Origin of the sequence: Streptomyces sp. P9-2 (genome assembly GCF_051903975.1) — a bacterium.
GTDB lineage: Bacteria > Actinomycetota > Actinomycetes > Streptomycetales > Streptomycetaceae > Streptomyces > Streptomyces cellulosae.
On sequence record NZ_CP192633.1, the window covers coordinates 4,300,004 to 4,323,727 of the forward strand.

Here is a 23,724-nt window from a genome sequence, read left to right on the forward strand (position 1 = left end):
GTGCGTCTCTCCTGTGCTCACAGCTGGCCGACGTCGGTGACCCGCACGACGGCACGGCCCTCCGCGTCGGAGGCGGTCAGATCGACCTCGGCGCTGATGCCCCAGTCGTGGTCGTCGTTCGGGTCGTCGAAGATCTGGCGGACCTTCCACAGCCCGTTCTCCGGCTGCTCGTCGATGATGAGCAGCTTGGGGCCGCGGGCGTCGGGACCGGTGCCGAGCTCCTCGTACTCGTCCCAGTACTTGTCCATGGCCTCGCCCCACGCGTCGGCGTCCCAGCCGGACTCGCCGTCCATCTCGCCGAGTTCGTCCACCCGGTCGAGGGCGGCGAGTTCCACGCGGCGGAACATGGCGTTGCGGACGAGGACGCGGAAGGCGCGGGCGTTGGCGGTGACCGGCTTGACCTGGTCGGCCTTCTCCTGGGCCTCCTCGGCGGTCATCTCCTCCGGGTTCGCCAGCTGCTCCCACTCGTCCAGCAGGCTGGAGTCGACCTGGCGCACCGTCTCGCCCAGCCAGGCGATCAGGTCCTCCAGGTCCTCGGACTTCAGGTCGTCGGGGATGGTGTGCTCCAGCGCCTTGTAGGCGCTGGCGAGGTAGCGCAGCACGATGCCCTCGGTGCGGGCCAGTTCGTAGTGGGACACCAGCTCCGTGAAGGACAGCGCCCGCTCGTACATGTCCCGGACCACGGACTTCGGAGACAGCGGATGGTCGCCGACCCACGGGTGGGACTTGCGGTACGTGTTGTACGCGTGGAAGAGCAGCTCCTCCAGCGGCTTCGGGTAGGTGATGTCCTGGAGGCGCTCCATGCGCTCCTCGTACTCGACCCCGTCGGCCTTCATCGCGGCGACCGCCTCGCCGCGCGCCTTGTTCTGCTGGGCGGCGAGGATCTGCCGCGGGTCGTCCAGCGTGGACTCCACCACGGACACCATGTCCAGCGCGTACGACGGCGATTCGGGGTCCAGCAGCTCGAACGCGGCCAGCGCGAACGTGGACAGGGGCTGGTTCAGCGCGAAGTCCTGCTGGAGGTCGACGGTGAGGCGCACGATACGTCCCTCCGCGTCCGGCTCGTCGAGCTTCTCGACGATGCCGCCGTCCAGCAGCGACCGGTAGATGGCGATCGCGCGGCGGATGTGGCGGAGCTGCTGCTTGCGCGGCTCGTGGTTGTCCTCGAGGAGGCGGCGCATCGCCTCGAAGGCGTTGCCGGGCCGGGCGATGACCGACAGCAGCATGGTGTGGGTGACGCGGAAGCGGGAGTTCAGCGGCTCCGGCTCGGACCCGATGAGCTTCTCGAAGGTCTGCTCGCTCCACGCGACGAAGCCCTCGGGAGCCTTCTTGCGCACCACCTTGCGGCGCTTCTTCGGGTCGTCGCCCGCCTTCGCCAGCGCCTTCTCGTTCTCGATGACGTGCTCCGGCGCCTGCGCCACCACGAAGCCCTCGGTGTCGAAGCCGGCCCGCCCGGCACGCCCCGCGATCTGGTGGAACTCGCGCGCCCGCAGTGTGCGCACCCGGTTGCCGTCGTACTTGGTGAGCGCGGTGAACAGCACCGTGCGGATGGGGACGTTGACGCCCACACCGAGGGTGTCGGTGCCGCAGATGACCTTCAGCAGACCGGCCTGCGCCAGCTTCTCCACGAGGCGCCGGTACTTGGGCAGCATGCCGGCGTGGTGCACACCGATGCCGTGCCGCACGTAACGGGACAGGTTCCGGCCGAACTTGGTGGTGAAGCGGAAGTTGCCGATCAGCTCGGCGATCTTGTCCTTCTCCTCCCGCGTGCACATGTTGATGCTCATCAGCGCCTGAGCCCGCTCCACGGCCTGAGCCTGGGTGAAGTGCACGATGTACACCGGCGCCTGCCGGGCATCGAGCAGATCGGTCAGCGTCTCGGTGAGCGGCGTGTACCGGTACTCGTACGACAGCGGCACGGGCCGGGTCGCCGAGCGGACCACGGCGGTGGGCCGGTCGGTGCGACGAGTGAGGTCCTTCTCGAAGAAGGAGACGTCGCCCAGCGTCGCCGACATCAGCACGAACTGTGCCTGCGGCAACTCCAGGATCGGAATCTGCCAGGCCCAGCCGCGGTCCGGCTCGGCGTAGAAGTGGAACTCGTCCATCACGACCTGGCCGACGTCGGCGTCCTTGCCGTCGCGCAGCGCGATCGAGGCGAGCACCTCGGCGGTGCAGCAGATCACCGGGGCGTCGGCGTTCACGGACGCGTCGCCGGTGAGCATGCCGACGTTCTCGGTACCGAAGATCTTGCAGAGTTCGAAGAACTTCTCCGAGACCAGCGCCTTGATGGGGGCCGTGTAGAAGGTGACCTCGTCCCGCGCCAGCGCCGCGAAGTGCGCGCCCGCGGCGATCATGCTCTTGCCGGAGCCGGTGGGCGTCGAGACGATCACGTTCGCCCCCGACACCACCTCGATCAGCGCCTCTTCCTGGTGCGGATAGAGAGTGAGACCGCGCTCCTGCGCCCACGACTCGAAGGCTTCGTACAGGGCGTCGGGGTCGGCGGTCTTCGGCAGCTGATCGATGAGGGTCACCACCCCATCTTGCCTGCCCACTCGCCCGATGCGGGAATCGGCTGTCGGCTCGAAGATCACTACCGCTACGCTGTGTCGCCGGCGCAGCGTCAACGTCCCCGGTCAACTGGGCGGCGGCGAAAGAGGAATGGGGCGGGCAGAGGTCATGATGGGACCAGCACACTCACTGTCGGGCGCCGCGGCCTGGCTCGGGGTCGGGGCGGCGGCGGCCGCGGCCGGAAGCCCGATGCCCTGGCCCGTGCTGCTGGCCGGTGCGCTGATCTGCGCCGGCGCCGCGCTCGCCCCGGACCTGGACCACAAGGCCGCCACCATCTCGCGGTCCTTCGGCCCCGTCTCCCGCTGGCTGTGCGAGATCGTCGACAAGCTGTCCTACGCGGTCTACAAGGCGACGAAGAAACCGGCCGACCCCCGCCGCTCGGGCGGCCACCGCACCCTCACCCACACCTGGCTGTGGGCGGTCCTCATCGGCGGCGGCACCTCGGTCCTGGCGATCACCGGCGGCCGCTGGGCGGTCCTCTTCATCCTCTTCGTGCACATGGTGCTGGCGATCGAGGGCCTGCTGTGGCGGGCGACGCGCGGCTCCAGCAGCGACGTGCTGGTGTGGCTGCTGGCGGCGACCAGCGCCTGGATCATCGCGGGCATCCTCGACCAGCCGGGCAACGGCGCCGCCTGGCTGTTCACCGAGCCCGGCCAGGAATACCTGTGGCTCGGCCTGCCCATCGTGCTCGGCGCGATCGTTCACGACATCGGGGACGCGCTGACCGTCTCCGGCTGCCCGGTCCTGTGGCCCATACCCGTGGGCCGCAAGCGCTGGTACCCGATCGGCCCGCCGAAGGCGCTGCGGTTCCGCGCCGGCAGCTGGGTGGAGCTGAAGGTGCTGATGCCGGCGTTCATGCTGCTGGGCGGGGTGGGCTGCGCGGCGGCGCTCAACGTCATATAGACGGCGGGTCCAGGGGTCTAGCTGCTGCTCCCGCCGCCCTCGCCGCCTTCACCGCCGTAACGGCGCTGGAAGCGGGCGACGCGGCCCTCTGTGTCCACGGTCCTGGCCTTGCCCGTGTAGAACGGGTGGCTCTCCGAGGAGATCTCCACGTCCACCACCGGATAGGTCTCGCCGTCGTCCCACTCGATGGTCTGCTCGCTGGACGCGGTGGACCGGGTGAGGAAGGCGTATCCGGCGGCCCGGTCACGGAAGACGACCGGGTGGTAGTCGGGGTGCTTGTCCTTCTGCATAGGGGCTCCTCGGGCGACTGGGTTCCGCGTCCGCGGCGGGCACGGCAGGGTCAGCCTGGCAGGCTGTCCTCGTCGACGATGTGCACGGCGGCCTCCTCGGCGGAGGCGGCGCCGCCGTCGATGCCGACGTCGTAGGCGACCAGCGCCTCCTCCTCGTCCTCGTGCGCCCCTTCGTCGGGGGCGACGAGCCGGCCGGAGCGTTCCGCGCCGACCTCGTTGTCCAGGAGTTCCCCGTCGGTGCCGGTGGAATCACCGAGGTCGTCGCCGTCCGGCACGGGCAGGTCCGGCAGTTCTTCGGCCAGCCGCTGGTCCAGGGTCTCGCCCTCGTGCTGTTCGGCGGCGGTCACCCCGTAGTGCTCCACCGCCCAGGGCCGCTCGGGAGGGGACCAGCCCCGGTCGAGGGGGTCGGCGACACCGTCGGTCTCCAGCGTGTCCTCGGCGTCCAGCAGTCCGGCGTCGTCCTGGATCTCGGACGCGTCGGGCTGGTAGACGTCGTCTCCCCAACCGTCACCGCTGTTCACGGACACCTCCAGGGGGTGGGGCGGGCCGCGACGCCCGCCGTGGCCCGCACCGGGCCGGCTCCACGGGCACCGGACCCGCCAGGACCCGATCACCGGGCCCCATACGCTCCCGTAGCCGATGCCTGCTTCCAGCCTTCCACCGGATCTCCCGACCCCGCAACGCCACACGCGGTGACCGCGGGACGCCGGCCCGCGCTGTCCTGGGCGCGCACGCCTCCTGTTCGGGGCGCCGAGCCGCGAGCGCCTTCGCCCCCCGGGGGGGCCGCCCCTGCGAGACACACCGAGCCTGTCGGGCGGGGTGGGGGGCCGACCCGTCGACGAGCCACGCGAGGCGCGCGGGGATGCACCCGCCGACGGCGGTGCGGCGCCGCACCTCGGTCCCGGGAGGCGGGCGGTCTTGGCCGCGGGACACCCCGCTCCGGGGTCATCGGCTTGCGGAGGCATTTCCCGGAGGACGCCGGGCCGCGGAGGCGCGCCCGTCCCTGGGCACCGGGCTGCGGCATCCTGCCCCGAGGGGGCCGGAATGCGGGGCACCCGCCCCGAGGCGCGGCGTGGCGCACCTCGGTCCCGGGAGGCGGGCGGTCTTGGCCGCGGGACACCCCGCTCCGGGGTCATCGGCCTGCGGAGGCATTTCCCGGAGGACGCCGGGCCGCGGAGGCGCGCCCGTCCCTGGGCACCGGGCTGCGGCATCCTGCCCCGAGGGGGCCGGAATGCGGGGCACCCGCCCCGAGGCGCGGCGTGGCGCACCCCGGCCCCGGGAGGCGGGCGGTCTTGGCCGCGGGACACCCTGATCCGAGCACATCGAACAGTGGAGGCACCTCCCCGAGGACGCCGAGCTGCGGTGGCACACCCGTCCCAGGCACCGGGCTCGGGGCGAAGTGCCCCGAGGGTGCCGGGTTGCGGGGCACCTTGCCCCGCAGCACCGGGCTGCCTGCCCGACGCCACCCCACGGGCTCCCGCGCCCCAGGACAGCCCCGAGGCGCGGGCCTCGGTCACCCGTGCCAGCTCCGCCACAGCGCCGCGTACGCCCCGTCCGCCGCGACCAGCTCCTCGTGGCTGCCCAGTTCGCTGATGCGGCCGTTCTCGACGACGGCGATGACGTCCGCGTCGTGGGCCGTGTGCAGGCGGTGGGCGATGGCGACGACGGTGCGGCCGTCGAGGACGCGGGCCAGACTGCGCTCCAGGTGACGTGCCGCGCGCGGGTCGAGCAGCGAGGTCGCCTCGTCGAGGACCAGCGTGTGCGGGTCGGCCAGCACCAGCCGGGCCAGCGCGATCTGCTGAGCCTGTGCCGGGGTGAGCGCGAACCCGCCCGAGCCGACCTCCGTGCCCAGGCCGTCCTCCAGCGCCCGCGCCCACGCGTCCGCGTCGACCGCGCCGAGCGCCGCCCACAGCTCGTCGTCCTCCGCGTCGGTGCGGGCGAGCCGCAGGTTGTCGCGGAGGGAGCCGACGAAGACGTGGTGCTCCTGGTTGACGAGGGCGACGTGGGAGCGGACCCGTTCCGCGGTCATGCGGGACAGTTCCGCGTCGCCGAGCGTCACGCGTCCCTCCCGGGGCGCGTAGATCCCCGCGAGCAGCCGGCCCAGCGTGGACTTGCCCGCGCCCGAGGGACCCACCAGGGCCATCCGGGTCCCCGGCGGCACCTCGAGGGACACCTTGCGCAGGACGTCCACGCCCTCCAGGTAGCCGAAGTGCACGGTGTCCGCCCGCACCCGCCGCCCCTCGGGCGTCACGTCCGGGTCCCCGGCGTCGGGCTCGATGTCCCGCACGCCGACCAGCCGGGCCAGCGACACCTGCGCGACCTGCAGTTCGTCGTACCAGCGCAGGATCAGCCCGACCGGGTCGACCAGCATCTGCGCGATCAGCGCGGCCGTCGTCAGCTGGCCGACGCCGATCCACCCCTGCAGCACGAACACCCCGCCGATCATCAGGACCGACCCGAGGACCGTGACATGGGTGATGTTGACGACAGGGAACAGCACCGACCGCAGCCACAGCGTGTACCGCTCCCAGGCCGTCCACTCCCGCACCCGCTGGTCCGTCAGCGCCACGCGGCGCGGACCGAGGCGGTGCGCCTCCACCGTCCGCCCCGCGTCCACGGTCTCGGCGAGCGCGGCGGCCACCGCCGCGTACCCGGCCGCCTCCGAGCGGTACGCGCCCGGCGCCCGCCGGAAGTACCAGCGGCACCCCGCCACCAGCAGCGGCACCGCGACCAGCACCGCCGGCGCCAGTTCCGGGGCGGTGACGACCAGGCCGCCGAGCAGCAGGGCCGCCCACACCACGCCGATCGCCAGCTGGGGCACGGCCTCGCGCATGGCGTTGCCGAGCCGGTCGATGTCGGTGGTGATGCGCGACAGCAGGTCACCGGTGCCGGCCCGTTCCAGCACGCCCGGCGGCAGTCCGACCGACCGCACCAGGAAGTCCTCGCGCAGGTCCGCCAGCATCCGCTCGCCGAGCACCGCCCCGCGCAGCCGCACCTGCCGCACGAACCCCGCGTGGACCATCAGGGCGGCCACGAACAGCGCCGCCGTGAGTTCGAGGTGCAGCTCCCGCTGCCCGGACGACACCCGCTCCACGAGCCCGCCCAGCAGGTACGGGCCCACCATCGAGGCGATCACCGCCACCGTGTTGACGGCGACCAGCAGCAGGAAGGCCCGCCGGTGCCGGCGCAGCAGCTCGGCCACGTAGGCGCGTACGGTCGCGGGCGCGCCCACCGGCAGCGTGCCGGCCGCCGTCGGGGCCGCCGGGTCGTACGCCGGTGGCGCGACGCCGATCATGCCGTCTCCTCGATCTCTTCGAGCTCTTCCAGTTCTTCGAGGCCGTCCGGGACCTCGTCCGTACGCCGCCCGCCGTCGCCGTCGAGGAGCGCGGCGGCCGACGCCGTCTCCTCCTCCGTCTCGCGGGTCACCACGGCCCGGTAGCGGGGCTCGGTGCGCACCAGCTCCCGGTGTCCGCCCACCGCGACGACCGTGCCCTCGTGCAGGAGCACCACCCGGTCGGCGCGGTCCAGCAGCAGCGGGGACGAGGTGAACACCACGGTGGTGCGCCCCGACCGCAGGCCGCGCACGCCCTGGGCGATGCGCGCCTCGGTGTGCGAGTCGACGGCCGAGGTCGGTTCGTCCAGGACCAGCACCTCCGGGTCCGTGACCAGCGACCGGGCCAGCGCCAGCCGCTGGCGCTGTCCGCCGGACAGCGACCGGCCGCGTTCGGTGATGCGGGCGTCCATCGGGTCCTCGGCGCCCACCGACCCCTGTACCAGCGCGGCCAGCACGTCCTGGCACTGCGCGGCCTCCAGCGCCGCCCCCGGGTCCACCGCCCCGGACGCGGGCACGTCCAGCAGCTCCCGCAGCGTGCCGGAGAGCAGCACCGGGTCCTTGTCCTGCACCAGTACGGCCGTACGGGCGCTGTCCAGCGGCAGTTCGTCCAGGGGCACCCCGCCGAGCAGCACCGAGGTGCCCTCCTGCGCGGCGTGCCCGCCGAGCCGTTCGGCCAGCCGTCCCGCCGCGTCCGGGTCGCCGCACACCACGGCGGTGAGCAGCCCGGACGGGGCGAGCAGGCCCGTCTCCGGGTCGTACAGGTCGCCCGCCGGAGTCCCGGCGGCGCGCGTGCCGGCGGTGTCCATGGCGCGCTCCAGCGACAGCACCCGTGCGGCCCGCCTGGCCGAGGGACGCGAGAAGGAGTAGGCCATCGCGATCTCCTCGAAATGACGCAGAGGAAACGTCAGGAGCATCACCGAGCTGTACACGGTGACCAGTTCGCCGACGTCGATCCGGCCGTCGCGGGCCAGACGGACGCCGTACCAGACCACCGTGATCAGCAGCAGTCCCGGCAGCAGCACCTGGACGGCCGCGATCAGCGACCACATCCGGGCACTGCGCACGGCCGCGTGGCGGACCTCCTGCGAGGCGTGGCGGTAGCGGTCGAGGAACAGGTCCTCGCCGCCGATCCCGCGCAGCACCCGCAGTCCGGCGACGGTGTCGGAGGCCAGTTCGGTGGCCCGCCCCGCCTTCTCACGCTGGACGTCCGCCCGCCGGGTGGCCTTGGGCAGCAGCGGCAGCACCGCGAGCGCCAGCACGGGCAGTCCCACGGCGACGACGACACCCAGGGCGGGCTGGTAGGCGAGGAGGCCGACGGTGACGACGACGATGGTGACCGCGGCGGCGGTGAACCGCGACAGCGCCTCCACGAACCAGCCGATCTTCTCCACGTCACCGGTGGAGACCGCGACGACCTCGCCCGCGGCCACCCGCCGCGTCAGAGCGGAGCCCAGCACGGCGGCCTTACGGCCCAGCAGCTGCTGCACCCGGGCGGCGGCGGTGATCCAGTTGGTGACGGCGGCGCGGTGCAGGAAGGTGTCGCCGACCGCGACGCCCGCACCGGCCACCGCCATCAGTCCGCCCGCCAGCGCGAGCCGTCCGCCGGAGCGGTCGACCGCGGCCTGGACGGCGACGCCGACGCAGAACGGCAGCGAGGCCACGGACACGAAGTGCAGCAGGCCCCAGGCCAGCGCCTTCAGCTGTCCGCCCAGCTGGTTGCGGAAGAGCCACCACAGGAATCGAGGACCCGAGCGGGCGTCGGGCACGCCCGGATCGGGGTACGGAAGGTCGTGAATCTGCATGGCGTCCCAGTGGCTCGGAGCAGGGGCCGCGGACGTCCTCGGACGGCGGCAGCAAACCGTGACAGGTTGACTCCGTCACGCGTCCACGGGCAACCGGTTTTTCCCGGCCACGCCCCGGGCACTCACCGGCCCTGCCTCGGGCCTCTCTGTGCCCCGGCAGTCCGGGACCGTCAGCCCTCCACCGCCGGGACCGTCAGCCCCCCGGCGGGACCGTCAGCCCTCCACCGGTCCCGGCCCCCCGCCCGGCCTCTCCTCGCAGGGCGGGCCCGCCGGCCCGTCGACCAGGGTGTTCAGCAGCTCCCCGAGCTGCTCCCGCTCCCGCTCTCCCAGCGGGGCGAGGATCTCCGCCGCGGCCGCCCGCCGTGCCGCGCGCAGTTCGCGGAGCGCCTCGCGGCCCTCGTCGGTCAGCTCGATGCGGATCACACGGCGGTTGGCCGGATCCGGGACCCTGCGCACCTTGCCGTGCGCCTCGAGACCGTCCACCAGCGTGGTCACCGCCCGGGGCACCACCTCCAGCCGCTCCGCGAGATCGGCCATGCGGGGCGGTGAGCTGTAGTGCGCGAGGGTGCGCAGCAGCCGGGACTGGGCAGGAGTGATGCCGAGTTCGCGCCGCTCCAGATACCGCTTCTGGATGCGGTGCACCCGGCGGGTGAGGCGGAGCAGCTGCTCGGCCAGCAGGCCGTCGGGGTCGGGCGCGGTCATGCGGGAACATTATCAGGATGCCGTTCATTGTGAGTACAGGTAACAATGAATGCTGATCACCGTCCGGTCACCGACGTCCGCGTCCACGCCGTACCCCGAGGAGACCATGCACCCCGATCACGCACCCGCATGGACGCCGCCCGCCGGAGCCGAGCAGGAACCCCGGCAGGTGCGTCGCATCCTGCGCCTCTTCCGTCCCTACCGGGGCCGCCTCGCGATCGTCGGACTGCTCGTCGGGGCGTCGTCGCTCGTGTCGGTCGCCTCGCCGTTCCTGCTGAAGGCGATCCTCGACGTCGCCCTGCCCGAGGGCCGCACCGGTCTGCTCAGCCTGCTGGTGCTCGGCATGATCCTCAGCGCCGTGCTCACCAGCGTCTTCGGCGTGCTGCAGACCCTGATCTCCACGACCGTGGGCCAGCGCGTCATGCACGACCTGCGCACCGCTGTCTACGGGCGTCTGCAGCGCATGTCGCTCGCCTTCTTCACCCGGACCCGCACCGGCGAGGTGCAGTCCCGCATCGCCAACGACATCGGAGGCATGCAGGCCACCGTCACCTCCACGGCGACCTCGCTGGTCTCCAACCTCACCAGCGTGGTCGCGACGATCGTGGCGATGCTCGCGCTCGACTGGCGCCTGACGGTCGTGTCGCTGGCGCTGCTGCCGGTCTTCGTGTGGATCAGCCGCCGCGTCGGCAACGAACGCAAGAAGATCACCACGCGGCGCCAGAAGCAGATGGCCGCGATGGCGGCGACGGTCACCGAGTCGTTGTCGGTCAGCGGCATCCTGCTCGGCCGCACGATGGGCCGCTCCGACTCGCTGACCGCCGCATTCGCCGACGAGTCCGAGCGGCTCGTCGACCTGGAGGTGCGGTCGAACATGGCGGGCCGCTGGCGGATGGCGGTCATCACGATCGTCATGGCCGCGATGCCGGCGGTCATCTACTGGACGGCCGGTCTCGCCCTGCACTCGGGCGGCCCGGGGGTGTCGATCGGCACCATCGTCGCGTTCGTCTCGCTCCAGCAGGGCCTGTTCCGCCCCGCGGTGAGCCTGCTGTCGACCGGTGTCCAGATCCAGACCTCGCTCGCCCTCTTCCAGCGCATCTTCGAGTACCTCGACCTGCCGGTCGACATCACCGAGCGCGAGGACCCGGTGCGCCTGGACCGGGTGAAGGGCGAGGTCCGCTTCGAGAACGTGTCGTTCGGCTACGACGGCAAGGGCGGCCCGGTCCTCGACGGCATCGACATCACCGTCCCGCCCGGAGGCAGCCTCGCCGTGGTCGGCCCGACGGGCGCCGGCAAGTCCACGCTCGGTCACCTTGTGCCGCGGCTGTACGACGTCACGGGCGGTCGGGTCACCCTCGACGGGGTGGACGTGCGCGACCTCGACTTCGACACCCTCGCCCGCGCGGTCGGCGTCGTCTCCCAGGAGACGTACCTCTTCCACGCGTCGGTCGCCGACAACCTGCGCTTCGCCAAGCCCGACGCCACCGACGAGGAGCTGCGCGCGGCGGCGGAGGCCGCGCAGATCCACGACCACGTCGCTGCCCTGCCCGACGGCTACGACACCGTCGTCGGCGAGCGCGGCCACCGCTTCTCCGGCGGCGAGAAGCAGCGCCTGGCCATCGCCCGGACCATCCTGCGCGACCCTCCGGTGCTCGTCCTCGACGAGGCGACCAGCGCGCTGGACACCCGTACGGAGGCGGCGGTGCAGGCCGCGATCGACGCGCTGTCGGCCGACCGCACCACCATCACCATCGCCCACCGGCTCTCCACTGTCCGCGGCGCCGACCAGATCGTAGTCCTGGACGGCGGCCGCGTTGTGGAACGCGGGACCCACGAGGAGCTCCTGGAGCGTGAGGGCCGGTATGCGGCCCTCGTGCGACGGGACGCCCGACTGGAGCCGACAAGCTGAAAATATGCCGGGTTTATGGCGATATGCGGGTTACCGTGCCCGCATGCAGACGAACACTCCGTCACGGAACTCGATCCGACTGACGCGCCGCGGCCGTCTCGCCCTGGCGACGCTGGGGGCCGTCGTGGCCGGCACCGCCGTGGCGGTGCCGCTGCTGATCATGGCCGATGAGGAGGAGCCCCGCCCCGAGGCCCTCGTCGTCCCGGCGGGGTGGCGGGCGAACCAGGTCTACGCCGCCATCGACAAGACCCTCGACCTGCCCCCGGGCACCACCAAGAAGTCCCTCGCCAAGGCCGACCTGAAGCTGCCGAACGAGGCCGAGGGCAACCCCGAGGGCTACCTGTTCCCGGACACGTATCCGCTCCCGGAGAACGCCACCCCGCAGAAGCTGCTGGCCGGCATGGTCGACACGGCCAACAAGAAGTTCAACGGCGCCCCCGTCGCCGCCGGCGCGCAGCGCAACGCGATGAACGTCTACCAGGCGGTCACCGTCGCCAGCATCGTCCAGGCCGAGGCGGCCACCAAGGCCGACATGGGCAAGGTGGCCCGGGTGATCTTCAACCGGCTGGAGCGCGGCATGCCGCTGCAGATGGACTCCACCGTCGACTACGCCCTCAACCGCAGCAAGGCGCGCGCCACCCCCGCCGACACCGAGGTGGACAGCCCGTACAACTCCTACCGGCGCATGGGGCTGCCGCCGACCCCCATCGACAACCCCGGCGAGGACGCCCTGCGCGCGGCGATCAACCCCACCCCGGGCGACTGGCTGTACTTCGTCACGGTCCGGCCGGGGGAGACGCGCTTCACCGCGGACCTCGCGGAGCACCAGCGCGACGTGGCGGAGGCGGAGGCCGAACGGAAGAAGACCGAGGGCAGGTCCGCGCAGCCGTCGGCGACATGACCGCCGTTCAGGCGGCGGCGGGCTCCTCGGCCGGCAGCCGCCTGATGTCCCGTACGGCGGCCCGTCCGGCCCGGTTGGCGCCGATCGTGCTCGCCGAGGGACCGTAGCCGACCAGGTGGATCCGCGGGTCGGCGACCGCCCGGGTGCCCTCCACACGGATCCCGCCGCCCGGCTCCCGCAGCCGCAGCGGCGCGAGATGGTCGATCACGGGCCGGAAGCCGGTCGCCCACAGGATGACGTCTGCGGCGACCCGGCGCCCGTCGTCCCACACCACACCGTCGGGCTCGATCCGGTCGAACATCGGCTCGCGGTCGAGCACACCGTCCGCGAGCCCCCGCTGTATCGCGTCGTTCAACGGCAGCCCCGTCACGGAGACCACACTGCGCGGTGGCAGCCCCTGCCGCACACGCTCCTCGACGAGGGCGACGGCCTGGCGGCCCGCGTTCTCGTCGAAGGGTTCCTCCCGCCAGACGGGCGGCCGGCGGGTCACCCAGGTGGTGGCCGCCGCGTACGGCGCGATCTCCAGCAGATGCTGCGTGCCGGACGCGCCGCCGCCCACCACGACCACCCGCAGCCCCGCGAACGCCTTGGGCCCCGGGTACCGCGCGGTGTGCAGCTGCCGTCCGCGGAACGTCTCCTGGCCGGGGTATCGCGGCCAGAAGGGACGGTCCCAGGTGCCGGTCGCGTTGATCAGCGCGCGGGTCGCCCAGGTGCCGTGCGAGGTCTCCACAAGCAGCCGCCCGCCGGACCCCTCCCGCACGGCGTGCACGTCCACGGGGCGGCGCACCCGCAGGTCGAACGTCCGCTCGTAGCGGTCGAAGTAGGCGCCGATCACCTCGGAGGAGGGCCGCAGCGGATCGGCGTCCGTCAGCTCCATCCCGGGCAGCGCGTGCATCCCGTGCACCTTGCCGTACGTCAGCGAGGGCCAGCGGAACTGCCAGGCGCCGCCGGGGGCGGGGGAGTGGTCCAGCACCACGAAGTCGCGGTCGGACTCGTAGCCGGTCCGCCGCAGGTGATAGGCGCTCGAAAGCCCGGCCTGACCGGCGCCGACGACGACCACCTCGACCTCGCGCACATTGTTCACGCTTCCACCAACACGCCGGAGGCGGTGGATCTTCCCGGACGCGCGCCACCGGGACACGCGAGAAGCACGCCGTGTGCGTCAGGATGGGCGCATGTCCGACGCCTTCACCACCCGAGTCCTGAACCTCACCACCGGCTCCACCGAGCGGGTCGTCGACATCACCGGCGACTGCGAGGCCTTCCTGCGGGACACCGCGTCCGGCCGGGACGGCCTGCTCAACGTGTTCGTACCGCACGCCACGGCCGGCATCGCGATCATCGAGACCGGCGCCGGCAGCGACGACGACCTGCTGTCCGCGCTGCACACCCTGCTGCCCGCCGACGACCGCTGGCAGCACCGCCACGGCAGCCCCGGCCACGGCCGCGACCACGTCCTCCCCGCCTTCGTCTCCCCGCACGCGACGCTCCCCGTGATCAACGGTCGCCTGGAACTGGGGACCTGGCAGTCGGTGTGCGTCGTCGACACCAACAAGGACAATGTCAGCCGTCAGGTACGGCTGAGCTTCCTCGGCTGAGCTAGATCGTCCTGGCGCGTAGACCGCCACGTCGAGCGGCACGCGAGGACGTGCCGACCGCTACCTCGTCTGTCGTGAGTCATGCCATCACTCGGCCACCGTGCAGTGAGCCGCAGTGGCGCGGGGGTCTCATCCGGTCAGTCCAGGAGCTGCAAGTCCATCGCCAGCCTCACGAGTTCCGCTCGCCGATGCACCCCGTGCCGCTTGAACATCGTGGAGATGTGGAACTTGACCGTGTGCGGGCTGACGCTCAGCGCCTCACCGATGTCGTGGTTGTTCGCCCCTCGGGCGATGAGCCGGATGATCGCCAGTTCGCGCTCGGAGAAGGAGACCGGTTCCGACGGGTTCGAGATCGAGGTGAGCAGCAGGCTGCCGGCGATTCTCGGGTCGAAGTAGCTGCCTGCTCGCACGAGTTCACGCAGGATCTCGGGCATTCGGCCGGTGTTGGTGTCCTTGAGGACATATCCAGCCGCGCCGGCGCGGATCGCCTGCGTCAGCAATTCGGTGTTCCCGTAGGCGCTGAACATCAGCACGATGACATCCGGGTGCCGTCGGCGCACGGTCGCGCACAGTTCGGTGCTGCTTTCACCGTTGAGCCGCAGGTCCAGTACGAGGACGTCGGGCCGTGTCTCTTCGAGGAGGCCCAGCGCGTCGTCAGGAGTCTCCGCCGCGCCGACGAACTCCAGGTCGTCGGCGCGGGAGGCCATCGCCTGCAACCCGTCGTGCACGATCATGTGGTCGTCGACCACGGCGAATCTGATCACAGCCGGCCCCGCGGCAGGACGGCGCGCACCTGGAGTCCGCCGAGCGAACCGGATTCGACGGTGAGCCTGCCACCGAGCCGGGTCACCGCCGTCCGCATCGACCGGAACCCCAGATGCGGCGAGGTCGGGGCGAGTACCTGGTCCAGGGCAGTGGGATCGAGACCGCCGCCGTCGTCGACCACCCGCAGTTCGAACGACTCGGCGTCGATCTCCAGCGCGGTGTGGGCACGACGGCAGCCCGAATGGATCTCGGCGTTGGTCAGCGCCTCCTGGCCGACGTGGACGAGGGCCTTCGCGGCCGGCGGCGGGATCAGGGCGTCCGGACATGGTCCGCAGAGTTCGGTCGTACGGTCGATGCCGGGCCCGCGGCGCACCGACGCGATCTGGCCCAGCACCTCGGCGCCCGTGCTGGGCTGCCCGTACTCCGCGTCGCCGATGAGCACGGAGAGGTGGTGTCGGAGCATGCCCATGCACTCCTCGGCCGCACTGCCGATCACAGCCATCCTGCGGCGCAGTGCGTCGTCCTGGCAGTTGTGCTGTGCCGCTTCCGCCTCGAAACCTATGCGCAGCAGACCGCGTACGACCGAGTCGTGAAGGTCGTGGGCCAGGCGCTCGCGCTCCTTGCGCTGGATCACACTGTCTCGGTATTCGTCGGCCTCTCGCCTCTTCAGTCCGAGAGAGGAGTAGCCCGCGAATTCCGCGAGCAAGGTCTCATCGGTTTCGGTGAAGGGCTTCAGACGTCGGTTCCCGACATAAACGACACCCTTGATCTGGTCGTCCACCAGCAGGGGGGCGGCCATCGCGGAGACGATTCCCTCGCGTGCGGTTTCGTCCACCGGGGCGGCACGCAGCCGGGGGTCCCGTGCGTAGTCGAGTGAGCGCACCGACGATCGCAGTTCGCGCGCGAGTCCACCCAGCCCCTGGCCGTGTTTGATGCGCAGATGCCGGAAGGCGGGAGTCTGGATGTTCAGCACCTGGTCGAAAGCAAAGGTCACGCCGTCGTATTCGGGAATGGACAGGTAGGCGACCTCGCAGTCGAACAGATTCCGTGCGGCGACGAGCACCGAGGCCAGCACGGTGCCGGCGTCGGGACTGCTCGCGGTCGATTCCGCGATATGGCGCAAGGCCTGGTTCAGATCGTTCTCGACCAGGGTGCCGCCCGCTTGCCGCGCTCTGCGGAGCGCGGCCCGCACCCGCCGGACGGCGTCTCGTCGGCAGGACCGCAGGTCGGCGGCTTCCGGAGTGAAAGCGCCGGCAGTGTTCCCGACGACGAGTGAGCCCGTGCCGAACGCGTCCCGCCAGGGAACGGCCACCGCCGACCCGAGTTTCACGACTCGGTCGCGCAGGGCCGAGTGGATCTCCAGGTCGGAGATCACCTCGAGCCGGCCGTGGGGGAAGCCGGGGGGCAGCCGCAGTGGTTCGTTGGGCAGGAGCGGGTCGTCGGCGGAGTCGTCGGTGACGTCCGACGCCAGCAGCAGCGGCGGGCCGGAGCTGGGCTCGTAGACGACCAGTCCGGTCCCGGCGCCGAGCAGACTGCGAATGTCCGCGACGAGCGGGCCGAGCGCGTCGTGGATGGCGGTGCTGCGCCCCGCGTCCCACGCGTACGACGACCGGGTCCAGCTCATAACAACTCCGCCCTGACGAGGTCATTCACCTGGACAGTTACCCCTTCGACCGTACCCCACGGCCTCCGGCTGCCCGGCCGACGCGGTCGGGCAGCCGGAGGGGGTCAGGGGCTCGATGGCCGGAGGCGGCGTCAGGCGATCGGGTAGTCGGCGGGCTTGGGGGAAACGCCGCGGATGTCCTCGGCGTTCATCAGCTCGCGGTCCCGGTCGTCGTCCACCCAGCACGCCGCGATCTCGGCGCACGTGGCGAACCAGACGCCCTCCTTGCCGGCGATGTACTCGACCAGGCGCTCGTACCACATCATGTGGTGCGGCTGGCCGATGATCTGCGGGTGCACGCAGGTGGCGTAGACCGGGTTCGGTACGCGGTCGTAGGCGTAATCGAAGATGTCCTTCCACCGCTTGTAGATGGTGTCCGAGTCCTGCATGCCGGTCTGCCCGCCCGTGACATAGCCCAGCGGGGGAAAATCGTCGAGGTACCAGTTGACCGGGATCTCCAGCACCTTGCTGGCCTTGCCCGCCCGGTTGCCCGTCTCCCAGTTGATTTCCCAGCGGCGCGGCCGGTACGGCACCACGTCGCGGCCCATGAGGCTGGTGTCGTAGTCGAAGCCGAATTCCTCGATCAGGTCGAGGGTGTTCTCGCTGTAGTCCCAGTACGGCGACCGGTACCCGGTGGGGCGGATTCCCAGCACATTCTTGTACGTCTTGAACGCGAGGTCGATCAGCCGCTTCTCGGTGTCCCTGCTGATCAGTGTCGGATTCTCGTGGAAGTACCCGTGGTGGCCGAATTCATGGCCGTCGTCGGCGATCTCCCGGCAGCGCTCGGGGAAGGTGTCCACCGAGTGACCGGGGGTGAAGAACGTGCTCTTGACGTCGAAGCGCCGGTACAGCTCCAGCAGTCGCGGCACCCCGACCTCGGCGCCGTACTCACCGCGTGACATGTACGACGGGCTGGGCTTGTTGAAGCCGCCCAGCCACAGACACTGTGCGTCGAAGTCCGTGCCCAGGTTGACGGCGATCTTCTTGCCCGGGGGAAGTTGCAGATGTCCCATGGAGTATTCCTTCCGAGGAGGTCGGGGTCAGGCGGTCTTGATGTGAGAGGGCCACTCGGCGTACGTACCGGCCCGGCGACGGCGGTCACGAAACGTCGTCGCGGCGCCGTCCTCACGGTTCCGGCGCAGCGCGTCGAGGTCGACGACGCCCCGTGCGAGGGTCTCGGTGTTCTCCCCGGCCTCGGCGATGACACCGTTGGCGGCCCAGGGCTGGTCACACGGGCCGAGGATGGAACTGCGGGTCCAGCCGTTCGGCAGGGGAGCGCCGGGCGAACCGCCGGTCGAGCAGTGCACGAAGTACACCTGGTTCTCGATCGCCCGGGAGGCGGCGCAGTGGCGTACCCGCCAGAAGCCGTGCTCGGTGAAGGTGTACGAGGGGCACAGGATGATCTCCGCGCCCTGCTCGGCGAGGCTGGAGGAGACCTCCGGGATCTCCGCCTCGTAGCAGACGGCGAAGCCGACCTTGGCGAACGGCAGGTCGATCGCCTTCAGCTCGTCGCCCTCGGAGGTGGACCATGCCGCCTCGCCCGGGAAGATGTGCGTCTTCTCGTGCTCGTGGACGGTGCCTTCGGGGGTGAACAGGCCGGCCACGTTGAGGTGGCGATCGCCGCGCTTCATGAGGTGCGAACCGGCGGCGATGTGCTGGCCGCGGCGGCGCGCCTCCTCGGTGAAGAGGGCGCGGTAGTCGTCGGTGTAGGCGTCGATCCTGGTCAGGTCGGCGATGTCGTCCGTACGCCACGTCGGTTCGGTCGTGAAGAGCTCCACTGTGAACAGTTCGGGCAGCAGGACCAGATCGGCACCCTCGGCCTGATCGAGCAGCCCACGTACGTGCTGGGCGAATTCGTCGAAGTCGTGCACCGGACGGACCAGAAAGTTGATCGCCGCGATGGAGACGGTGTCAGGCATGGGTGAATCCCCTCGTCGAACGTGGAAACGACGCTGGAGAGAGAAGCCGGCGTCGTCGACGGTGTCTGGGCAGTGTTCTACAGATCCGTCACGACGGGTGGTCAAAGATCACTCACCGTAAGGGTGGGTGATGACTACCCGAACGGGCAGGTGCCGCTGAGGTCCAGCGCGTGCGGCCGCGCCGGATGCACCGAGCCGTCCCCGGGGCTGACGTGCTCTCAGCTCACAGCGCCCGGACCACCGTCACCGGACACTCCGCGTGGTGCAGCAGCGCCTGGCTGACCGAGCCGAGCAGCATGCCGGTCACCCCGCCGTGGCCGCGCGCCCCGGCCACCACCAGCTGCGCCTCGCCCGTCGCCTCCAGCAGCGCCTGGCGGACGCGGCCCCGTTCGAGGCGCGGCTGGACGATGACGTCCGGGTGCGCGGCCATCCAGGGCTTCATCACGTCCTCCAGCAGCCGCCGGTGACGCACTTCCAGCTGGTCGAGGTCCACCACCACGCTCAACGGATCACCCGGTTCCTCGTACGGCGTGGGCTCGCTCCAGGTGTTCCAGACGTGCATGGCCGTCAGCGGCGCCCCGCGCAGTTCGGCCTCCGTGAACGCGAAGGACGCGGCGGCGTTCCCGGCCGGTGAGCCGTCCGCGGCCAGCAGCACGGGGCCCTGCGGGTCGGGCCGCCCGCGCACCACCATCAGCGGACCGTGCCCATGCGTCGCCAGCTGCATGGTCGTCGAACCCAGCAGCAGATCGCCGAAGAGGCTCCGGCCACGCCGCCCCAGCACGGTCAGCACCGCGTGCCGCGACTCGGTCCGCAGTACCGTCAGCGCGTCACCGGACACCACGGTCCGCGTGATCTCCAGCCCGGGGAACCGCTCATGGAGCCGCTGCTCCGTCTCGGCCAGCACCCCGTGGATCATCGGATCCAGATCCGACGGCCGGGCGAACGCGTGCACGATCCGCAGCCGGGCCCCGCGCAGCCGCGCCTCCTCGGCCGCCACGTCGGCGGCCGCGAGGCTGGAGGAGGAGCCGTCCACTCCCACGATCACCGTGTCGTCCACCACACACTCCCGTCCCCGGAAGGTGCCACCGAGTACCCACGCGGGAGCGCCACTACGCGCCCGATTCCCACGCTTTGTCCGGTGCACCCCGCTGACCTGCGACGACACGATGGCCTCGACGATCCTCGGGACGGCGCCGGAACCTGTCCATCCGTGGCAACACCCATGTTCCGGCCGAATGGCGGGATGGCACCATTACGGCAGTGAGGGTTGCCACCCGGTGCCGTACGACGGTCCGTTCGGCCCCGCACATCGGACGACTCGAAAAGAAGACGGGAAGGGGACGGGCTGTGCCTGCTCCACGGATGAGCGCGACACCGTTGCCGGGCATCGGTGTCAAATACGACCTCACCACGCGTGAGCACGAGCACCTGTCCGTCATCGCGCACCGCGACGGCACCCGGACGGTCAACGTCTACCGCTCCGACGACCCGGACGCCTGCGCCCGCTCCCTGCGGCTCAGCGTCGCCGAGTCGGCCGCGCTCATCGACGCGCTGATGCCGGCCCACCACAGCCCCAACCTGCTGCACACCACCGACCTGGGGCTGGTCGCCGAACGCATCGAACTGTCCTCGGTCTCCCACTGGAACGGCCGCCTCCTGGGCGAGACCCGGATGCGCACCGACACGGGCGCGTCCATCGTGGCCGTCCTGCGCCGCGCGGAGGCGATCCCGTCGCCCGCGCCGGACTTCCGGCTCGCCGGCGGGGACACCCTGATCGTCATCGGCACCCGCGAGGGAATCGACGCCGCCGCCGAGATCCTCGGGCGGGAGTGAGCGCGTGCACTCTTCCGCGATCTTCCTCATCGAGTTCGGCGCGATCATCCTCGGTCTCGGCCTGCTGGGCCGCCTCGCCGGACGCCTCCAGTTCTCGCCCATCCCCCTCTACCTGCTGGCCGGCCTCGCGTTCGGCGAGGGCGGCCTGCTGCCGCTCGGCGCCAGCGAGGAGTTCGTCGCGATCGGCGCCGAGATCGGCGTCATCCTGCTGCTCCTCATGCTCGGCCTCGAGTACACGGCCAGCGACCTCGTCTCCAACCTGAAGACGCAGTACCCGGCCGGTCTCGTCGACATGACGCTCAACGCCCTGCCCGGCGCCGCCCTCGCCCTGCTCATGGGCTGGGGCCCGGTCGCCGCCGTGGTGCTCGCGGGCGTCACCTGGATCTCCTCCTCCGGCGTCATCGCCAAGGTCCTCGGCGACCTCGGCCGGCTCGGCAACAGGGAGACCCCGGTCATCCTCAGCATCCTCGTGCTCGAGGACCTGGCGATGGCCGTCTACCTGCCGATCATCACCGCCCTGCTGGCCGGCGTCAGCCTCGCCGCGGGCAGCGTCACCCTCGCCATCGCGCTGGGCGTCGCCGGCCTCGTGCTCTTCGTCGCAGTCCGCTACGGCCGCGTGATCTCCCGCTTCGTGTCCAGCGACGACCCGGAGAAGCTGCTGCTCGTCGTGCTCGGCCTGACCCTGCTGGTCGCCGGCCTCGCCCAGCAGCTCCAGGTGTCGGCCGCCGTCGGCGCCTTCCTCGTCGGCATCGCCCTGTCCGGCGAGGTCGCGGAAGGTGCGCACAACCTGCTCGCCCCGCTGCGCGACCTGTTCGCCGCGGTGTTCTTCGTCTTCTTCGGCCTGCACACCGACCCGCAGTCCATCCCGCCGGTCATCCTCCCGGCGCTCGGCCTGGCCGTCGTCACCGCCCTGACGAAGATCGCCACCGGCTGGTGGGCGGCCCGCCGCGCCGGCATCTCCGCCAAGGGCCGCTGGCGGGCGGGCGGCACCCTGGTGGCGCGCGGCGAGTTCTCCATCGTCATCGCCGGACTCGCCGTCACCGCCGGCATCGAGCCCCAGCTCGGCCCGCTGGCCACCGCGTACGTCCTGGTCCTGGTGATCATCGGTCCGCTCACCGCCCGCTACACCGAGCCGATCGCGATGTGGCTGGCCGGACGGCGGACGCCCGCGCCCGACACCCTGCTCGCCCAGCGCTCCACGCCCGCCGCGGAGACGCTGGAGCCGATGGAGGACAGCGGCCGCGACCGCTGACCCCCAGCCGCCTGTACACGTACGGCCCGGACAGCCCCCCCCACGAGGGAGCCGCCCGGGCCGTCGTGCTTACCGGGGCCGTGTCTCAGTCGGTCAGCCGCACCGGCATCAGCAGCGAGAACGTGTGCGCGTCGCCGGGCCGGCGGATCACGAGCGGGGCCGTCGGGGCGCCGAACTCCAGAACCAGCCGGTCACCGGCCGGCGCGGCGAGCGCGTCCAGCAGGAACGCCCGGTTCACCGCGACGAGGTCCGGGCCTTCGGCGCTCTCCGGAACCGGCGCGACCCGGCCGTCCCCCGACACCTCGAGCACCGTCAGCTCGGCCTTCGTACCTCCGTCCTCGTGCAGCCGCACCGGACCCGTGCGCACCGCCTCCGTGAACGCGGGCACGTCCACCTCGGCACGGCGCCCGGCGGGCAGCCGCACCAGGCGAAGGTAGTCCGGGAAGTCCTGCTCCAGACACCGGCCGCCCGTCTGCCGGTCACCGGCCTCCAGGGTCACGCGCCCGTCCTCCACGGCGAGACGCGCCTCGTCCTCGCCGTCCAGCAGCACCCGCATCGCGTCGGCGAGCGGCAGCGGCACGGTCGCCTGCACCCGGCCGCCCCCGTTTCCGCCGGCCGCGGTGCGGGCCACCGCCATCCGGTAGCGGTCGGTCGCCACCACGTGCAGCGCGTCGCCCTCGGCGTCGAGATGGACACCGGCCAGCACCGGCAGCCCCGGGTCGGTCCCGGCCGCGAAACGGACCGCGTCGAGCGCGGCGGCCAGACCGGGACCGGACACGGACAGCCGGGCGGCGGAACGGAGTGAGCTCATGAGGAGGTTCTCCCTGTCGTCGAGAAGGTCACGAAGCGCGGAGAACTCGACGCGAGCGGCCGACAGCCCCTCGTCCAGCCGGCGCAGATGCGCCTCCAGAAGCCGCCGTACGAGATCGGTGTCGGCGGCCGTCCAGCCCGCCAGCACCAGCCGGACGTCCGCCAGCGGCATGCCCGCACGGCGCAGCCGGGCCAGCACCCGTGCCTCACCGAGCTGCTCCGGGGCGTACCAGCGGTAGCCCGTGACCGGGTCGACCTGGTCGGGGACCAGGACCCCGGCACGGTCGTAGAACCGCAGGGCGCTGACGCCCAGCCCGCTCTCGCGGGCCATCTCACCAATGCTGCGCATCTCGCTCTCCACTCCCCGGACCCTGCCGCCTCGACCAGGTCGAGGGTCAAACCCCGCCTCTCCGACGCGTACGGCCGACCGGGTGACGATGTCACCCCCGCGGGCGGAGGTGGAGCCCACGGCGTACCACCGGCGCGCGGCGGCGCGTTGCTCCGGCATGGACAGCACTGAGACGGCGCGGCGCCTTCTCGGGCACGGCGCCGCGAGCCGGCCGTACGCGCAACTGACCGGCGGCCATGTGACGAACACACCGATCTACGCGGAACTCGTCGCGGAGTGGCGGGCGAAGGGGCACACCGTCCCGGGGCACCGGGAGGGGCTGTGGGCGTCCTTCGCCGTGGTGACGGCGGGCGACCACCGTCCGGCGCCTGCCGTACCCTTCCGTGTTCCTGTTCCCCTGCTGGCTCCGGAGGGGGCGACAGACGGGGGCTCGGAGGAGGCGGCCTCCCAGGAGACGGCCGAGGCCGTTCCGTCCGGCGAGACGCCTGAGGAAGAGCCCGAGGCGGCGACCGAGGAAGCCGCGCCCCAGGAGTCGCCCGAACCGAACCTCACCAACAGTCCGGAGCCGCCGCCTCCGCACTGACCGGCGCCAGCACCGCCAGCGTGCCCGTCGCCCGTCGCAGCGCCCGTTCCAGCGGCTCCGCCGCGTGCAGCGTGCCGGTGCCGTCCGGCGGGACCAGCCACTCCAGCCGCCCGGAGGGCCGGTACGGCGGCGGCACCGCGATCCACGACCCGCGTCCCACGTGCCGTACCCCGAACCCCACCCACTCGCTGTCCGGGTCGGGCGGCAGGAAGAAGCCCACCCGGCGGGCGGTGACGTCCACCAGCGTCGGACCGGGCAACTCCAGCGGATCGCTCCACAGCAGGTCCAGGGCCAGCAGCCCAAGGCGGTCGGGGACGCTCAGCACGTCCCAGTACCGTCCGGCCGCGAGCAGCGCCGTGCCCTGGCCGTGGTCCCACTGGCGTTTGCACTCCTGCGGGTCCGTGGCCGCCGCGGCCAGCCATTCGACGGCCTGCTTCCACCTGGTGTCGTGCATGTCCCACCCCGGGCACGGTCGGGCGCGCCGCCACGGGCGCGTGCGATAGCGCCACATGGTGGTGCATATATCTGTTCTCCGGAAGGGGT

Annotated in this window: 21 protein-coding genes; 7 read left to right on the plus strand and 14 right to left on the minus strand. The window is 71.7% G+C overall.

The window, feature by feature from the left end; all coding sequences use genetic code 11:
• Positions 1–17: 17 nt before the first annotated feature.
• On the minus strand, positions 18–2,591 hold the full coding sequence (locus tag ACQY0Z_RS19795; protein ID WP_189904830.1) for a DUF3516 domain-containing protein: 2,574 nt from the start codon (positions 2,589–2,591) through the stop codon (positions 18–20).
• Positions 2,592–2,676: 85 nt separating this feature from the next.
• On the opposite strand from ACQY0Z_RS19795, the gene ACQY0Z_RS19800 reads away from it, so the two are divergent.
• Positions 2,677–3,471, plus strand: a complete 795-nt coding sequence (locus ACQY0Z_RS19800; RefSeq protein ID WP_189904828.1) for a metal-dependent hydrolase — start codon at positions 2,677–2,679, stop codon at positions 3,469–3,471.
• Positions 3,472–3,488: 17 nt separating this feature from the next.
• On the opposite strand, the gene ACQY0Z_RS19805 is transcribed toward ACQY0Z_RS19800, so the two are convergent.
• The 5 genes from ACQY0Z_RS19805 to ACQY0Z_RS19825 form a co-directional block, all read right to left on the minus strand.
• The gene (locus tag ACQY0Z_RS19805; RefSeq protein ID WP_189904826.1) at positions 3,489–3,761 is read right to left on the minus strand and encodes a type B 50S ribosomal protein L31; all 273 of its coding nucleotides are present in this window, start codon (positions 3,759–3,761) and stop codon (positions 3,489–3,491) included.
• Positions 3,762–3,811: 50 nt separating this feature from the next.
• On the minus strand, positions 3,812–4,282 hold the full coding sequence (locus tag ACQY0Z_RS19810) for a DUF5709 domain-containing protein (protein WP_189904823.1): 471 nt from the start codon (positions 4,280–4,282) through the stop codon (positions 3,812–3,814).
• Positions 4,283–5,274: 992 nt separating this feature from the next.
• Positions 5,275–7,056, minus strand: a complete 1,782-nt coding sequence (locus ACQY0Z_RS19815) for an ABC transporter ATP-binding protein (protein WP_189904821.1) — start codon at positions 7,054–7,056, stop codon at positions 5,275–5,277.
• A complete protein-coding gene (locus ACQY0Z_RS19820) occupies positions 7,053–8,897 on the minus strand; it encodes an ABC transporter transmembrane domain-containing protein (RefSeq protein WP_254585153.1) in 1,845 nt (614 codons plus the stop codon). Before ACQY0Z_RS19820 ends, ACQY0Z_RS19815 begins: the two co-directional genes overlap by 4 nt.
• A 213-nt stretch (positions 8,898–9,110) precedes the next feature.
• Positions 9,111–9,599, minus strand: coding sequence for a MarR family winged helix-turn-helix transcriptional regulator (locus tag ACQY0Z_RS19825; protein ID WP_381724840.1), 489 nt, complete (start codon positions 9,597–9,599; stop codon positions 9,111–9,113).
• 106 nt (positions 9,600–9,705) lie between these two features.
• Between ACQY0Z_RS19825 and ACQY0Z_RS19830 the strand changes: the two genes are divergently transcribed.
• Complete coding sequence (locus ACQY0Z_RS19830) at positions 9,706–11,508, plus strand: ABC transporter ATP-binding protein (RefSeq protein WP_254585188.1); 1,803 nt, start codon at positions 9,706–9,708, stop codon at positions 11,506–11,508.
• 43 nt (positions 11,509–11,551) lie between these two features.
• Positions 11,552–12,409: an endolytic transglycosylase MltG gene (gene mltG, locus ACQY0Z_RS19835; protein WP_189904815.1), complete on the plus strand. Its 858-nt coding sequence runs from the start codon at positions 11,552–11,554 to the stop codon at positions 12,407–12,409.
• A gap of 7 nt (positions 12,410–12,416) precedes the next feature.
• Here the strand turns inward: mltG and ACQY0Z_RS19840 are convergent, their stop codons facing one another.
• A complete protein-coding gene (locus tag ACQY0Z_RS19840; protein WP_439812590.1) occupies positions 12,417–13,493 on the minus strand; it encodes an NAD(P)-binding domain-containing protein in 1,077 nt (358 codons plus the stop codon).
• 91 nt (positions 13,494–13,584) lie between these two features.
• Between ACQY0Z_RS19840 and ACQY0Z_RS19845 the strand changes: the two genes are divergently transcribed.
• Positions 13,585–14,007 (plus strand): secondary thiamine-phosphate synthase enzyme YjbQ, encoded by a 423-nt coding sequence (locus ACQY0Z_RS19845; protein ID WP_189904811.1) that lies wholly within the window; start codon positions 13,585–13,587, stop codon positions 14,005–14,007.
• A gap of 137 nt (positions 14,008–14,144) precedes the next feature.
• Here ACQY0Z_RS19845 and ACQY0Z_RS19850 read toward each other — a convergent pair whose 3' ends face one another.
• The 5 genes from ACQY0Z_RS19850 to ACQY0Z_RS19870 form a co-directional block, all read right to left on the minus strand.
• A complete protein-coding gene (locus ACQY0Z_RS19850) occupies positions 14,145–14,771 on the minus strand; it encodes a response regulator (protein WP_189904809.1) in 627 nt (208 codons plus the stop codon).
• Positions 14,768–16,396, minus strand: coding sequence for a GAF domain-containing sensor histidine kinase (locus tag ACQY0Z_RS19855; RefSeq protein ID WP_254585149.1), 1,629 nt, complete (start codon positions 16,394–16,396; stop codon positions 14,768–14,770). The genes ACQY0Z_RS19850 and ACQY0Z_RS19855 overlap by 4 nt, the downstream gene beginning before the upstream one ends.
• Before the next feature lie 131 nt (positions 16,397–16,527).
• On the minus strand, positions 16,528–17,448 hold the full coding sequence (locus tag ACQY0Z_RS19860) for a polysaccharide deacetylase family protein (protein ID WP_189904805.1): 921 nt from the start codon (positions 17,446–17,448) through the stop codon (positions 16,528–16,530).
• A 27-nt stretch (positions 17,449–17,475) separates the two neighbouring features.
• Positions 17,476–18,354, minus strand: coding sequence for a carbon-nitrogen hydrolase family protein (locus tag ACQY0Z_RS19865; RefSeq protein ID WP_347225051.1), 879 nt, complete (start codon positions 18,352–18,354; stop codon positions 17,476–17,478).
• 223 nt (positions 18,355–18,577) lie between these two features.
• Positions 18,578–19,411 (minus strand): universal stress protein, encoded by an 834-nt coding sequence (locus ACQY0Z_RS19870; RefSeq protein ID WP_189904802.1) that lies wholly within the window; start codon positions 19,409–19,411, stop codon positions 18,578–18,580.
• Positions 19,412–19,716: 305 nt separating this feature from the next.
• Here ACQY0Z_RS19870 and ACQY0Z_RS19875 point away from each other — a divergent pair, with 305 nt between their 5' ends.
• Positions 19,717–20,187, plus strand: coding sequence for a cation:proton antiporter regulatory subunit (locus ACQY0Z_RS19875; RefSeq protein WP_189904800.1), 471 nt, complete (start codon positions 19,717–19,719; stop codon positions 20,185–20,187).
• A gap of 4 nt (positions 20,188–20,191) precedes the next feature.
• The gene (locus tag ACQY0Z_RS19880; RefSeq protein ID WP_189904798.1) at positions 20,192–21,439 is read left to right on the plus strand and encodes a cation:proton antiporter; all 1,248 of its coding nucleotides are present in this window, start codon (positions 20,192–20,194) and stop codon (positions 21,437–21,439) included.
• A gap of 85 nt (positions 21,440–21,524) precedes the next feature.
• Here the strand turns inward: ACQY0Z_RS19880 and ACQY0Z_RS19885 are convergent, their stop codons facing one another.
• Positions 21,525–22,598, minus strand: a complete 1,074-nt coding sequence (locus ACQY0Z_RS19885) for a MerR family transcriptional regulator (RefSeq protein ID WP_439812591.1) — start codon at positions 22,596–22,598, stop codon at positions 21,525–21,527.
• 157 nt (positions 22,599–22,755) lie between these two features.
• On the opposite strand from ACQY0Z_RS19885, the gene ACQY0Z_RS19890 reads away from it, so the two are divergent.
• The gene (locus ACQY0Z_RS19890; RefSeq protein ID WP_381728254.1) at positions 22,756–23,181 is read left to right on the plus strand and encodes a hypothetical protein; all 426 of its coding nucleotides are present in this window, start codon (positions 22,756–22,758) and stop codon (positions 23,179–23,181) included.
• Here the strand turns inward: ACQY0Z_RS19890 and ACQY0Z_RS19895 are convergent.
• A complete protein-coding gene (locus ACQY0Z_RS19895; protein ID WP_254585146.1) occupies positions 23,147–23,635 on the minus strand; it encodes a hypothetical protein in 489 nt (162 codons plus the stop codon). The two genes, ACQY0Z_RS19890 and ACQY0Z_RS19895, sit on opposite strands and share 35 nt — an antisense overlap.
• Between the last annotated feature and the right edge of the window lie 89 nt (positions 23,636–23,724).

Coding starts and splice junctions, on each gene's coding strand:
- ACQY0Z_RS19800 (WP_189904828.1), top strand. CDS start 2,677: ATGATGGGACCAGCACACTCACTGTCGGGCGCCGCGGCCTGGCTCGGG.
- ACQY0Z_RS19805 (WP_189904826.1), bottom strand. CDS start 3,761: ATGCAGAAGGACAAGCACCCCGACTACCACCCGGTCGTCTTCCGTGAC.
- ACQY0Z_RS19815 (WP_189904821.1), bottom strand. CDS start 7,056: ATGATCGGCGTCGCGCCACCGGCGTACGACCCGGCGGCCCCGACGGCG.
- ACQY0Z_RS19820 (WP_254585153.1), bottom strand. CDS start 8,897: ATGCAGATTCACGACCTTCCGTACCCCGATCCGGGCGTGCCCGACGCC.
- ACQY0Z_RS19825 (WP_381724840.1), bottom strand. CDS start 9,599: ATGACCGCGCCCGACCCCGACGGCCTGCTGGCCGAGCAGCTGCTCCGC.
- ACQY0Z_RS19830 (WP_254585188.1), top strand. CDS start 9,706: ATGCACCCCGATCACGCACCCGCATGGACGCCGCCCGCCGGAGCCGAG.
- mltG (WP_189904815.1), top strand. CDS start 11,552: ATGCAGACGAACACTCCGTCACGGAACTCGATCCGACTGACGCGCCGC.
- ACQY0Z_RS19845 (WP_189904811.1), top strand. CDS start 13,585: ATGTCCGACGCCTTCACCACCCGAGTCCTGAACCTCACCACCGGCTCC.
- ACQY0Z_RS19855 (WP_254585149.1), bottom strand. CDS start 16,396: ATGAGCTGGACCCGGTCGTCGTACGCGTGGGACGCGGGGCGCAGCACC.
- ACQY0Z_RS19860 (WP_189904805.1), bottom strand. CDS start 17,448: ATGGGACATCTGCAACTTCCCCCGGGCAAGAAGATCGCCGTCAACCTG.
- ACQY0Z_RS19865 (WP_347225051.1), bottom strand. CDS start 18,354: ATGCCTGACACCGTCTCCATCGCGGCGATCAACTTTCTGGTCCGTCCG.
- ACQY0Z_RS19875 (WP_189904800.1), top strand. CDS start 19,717: ATGAGCGCGACACCGTTGCCGGGCATCGGTGTCAAATACGACCTCACC.
- ACQY0Z_RS19885 (WP_439812591.1), bottom strand. CDS start 22,598: ATGCGCAGCATTGGTGAGATGGCCCGCGAGAGCGGGCTGGGCGTCAGC.
- ACQY0Z_RS19890 (WP_381728254.1), top strand. CDS start 22,756: ATGGACAGCACTGAGACGGCGCGGCGCCTTCTCGGGCACGGCGCCGCG.
- ACQY0Z_RS19895 (WP_254585146.1), bottom strand. CDS start 23,635: ATGCACGACACCAGGTGGAAGCAGGCCGTCGAATGGCTGGCCGCGGCG.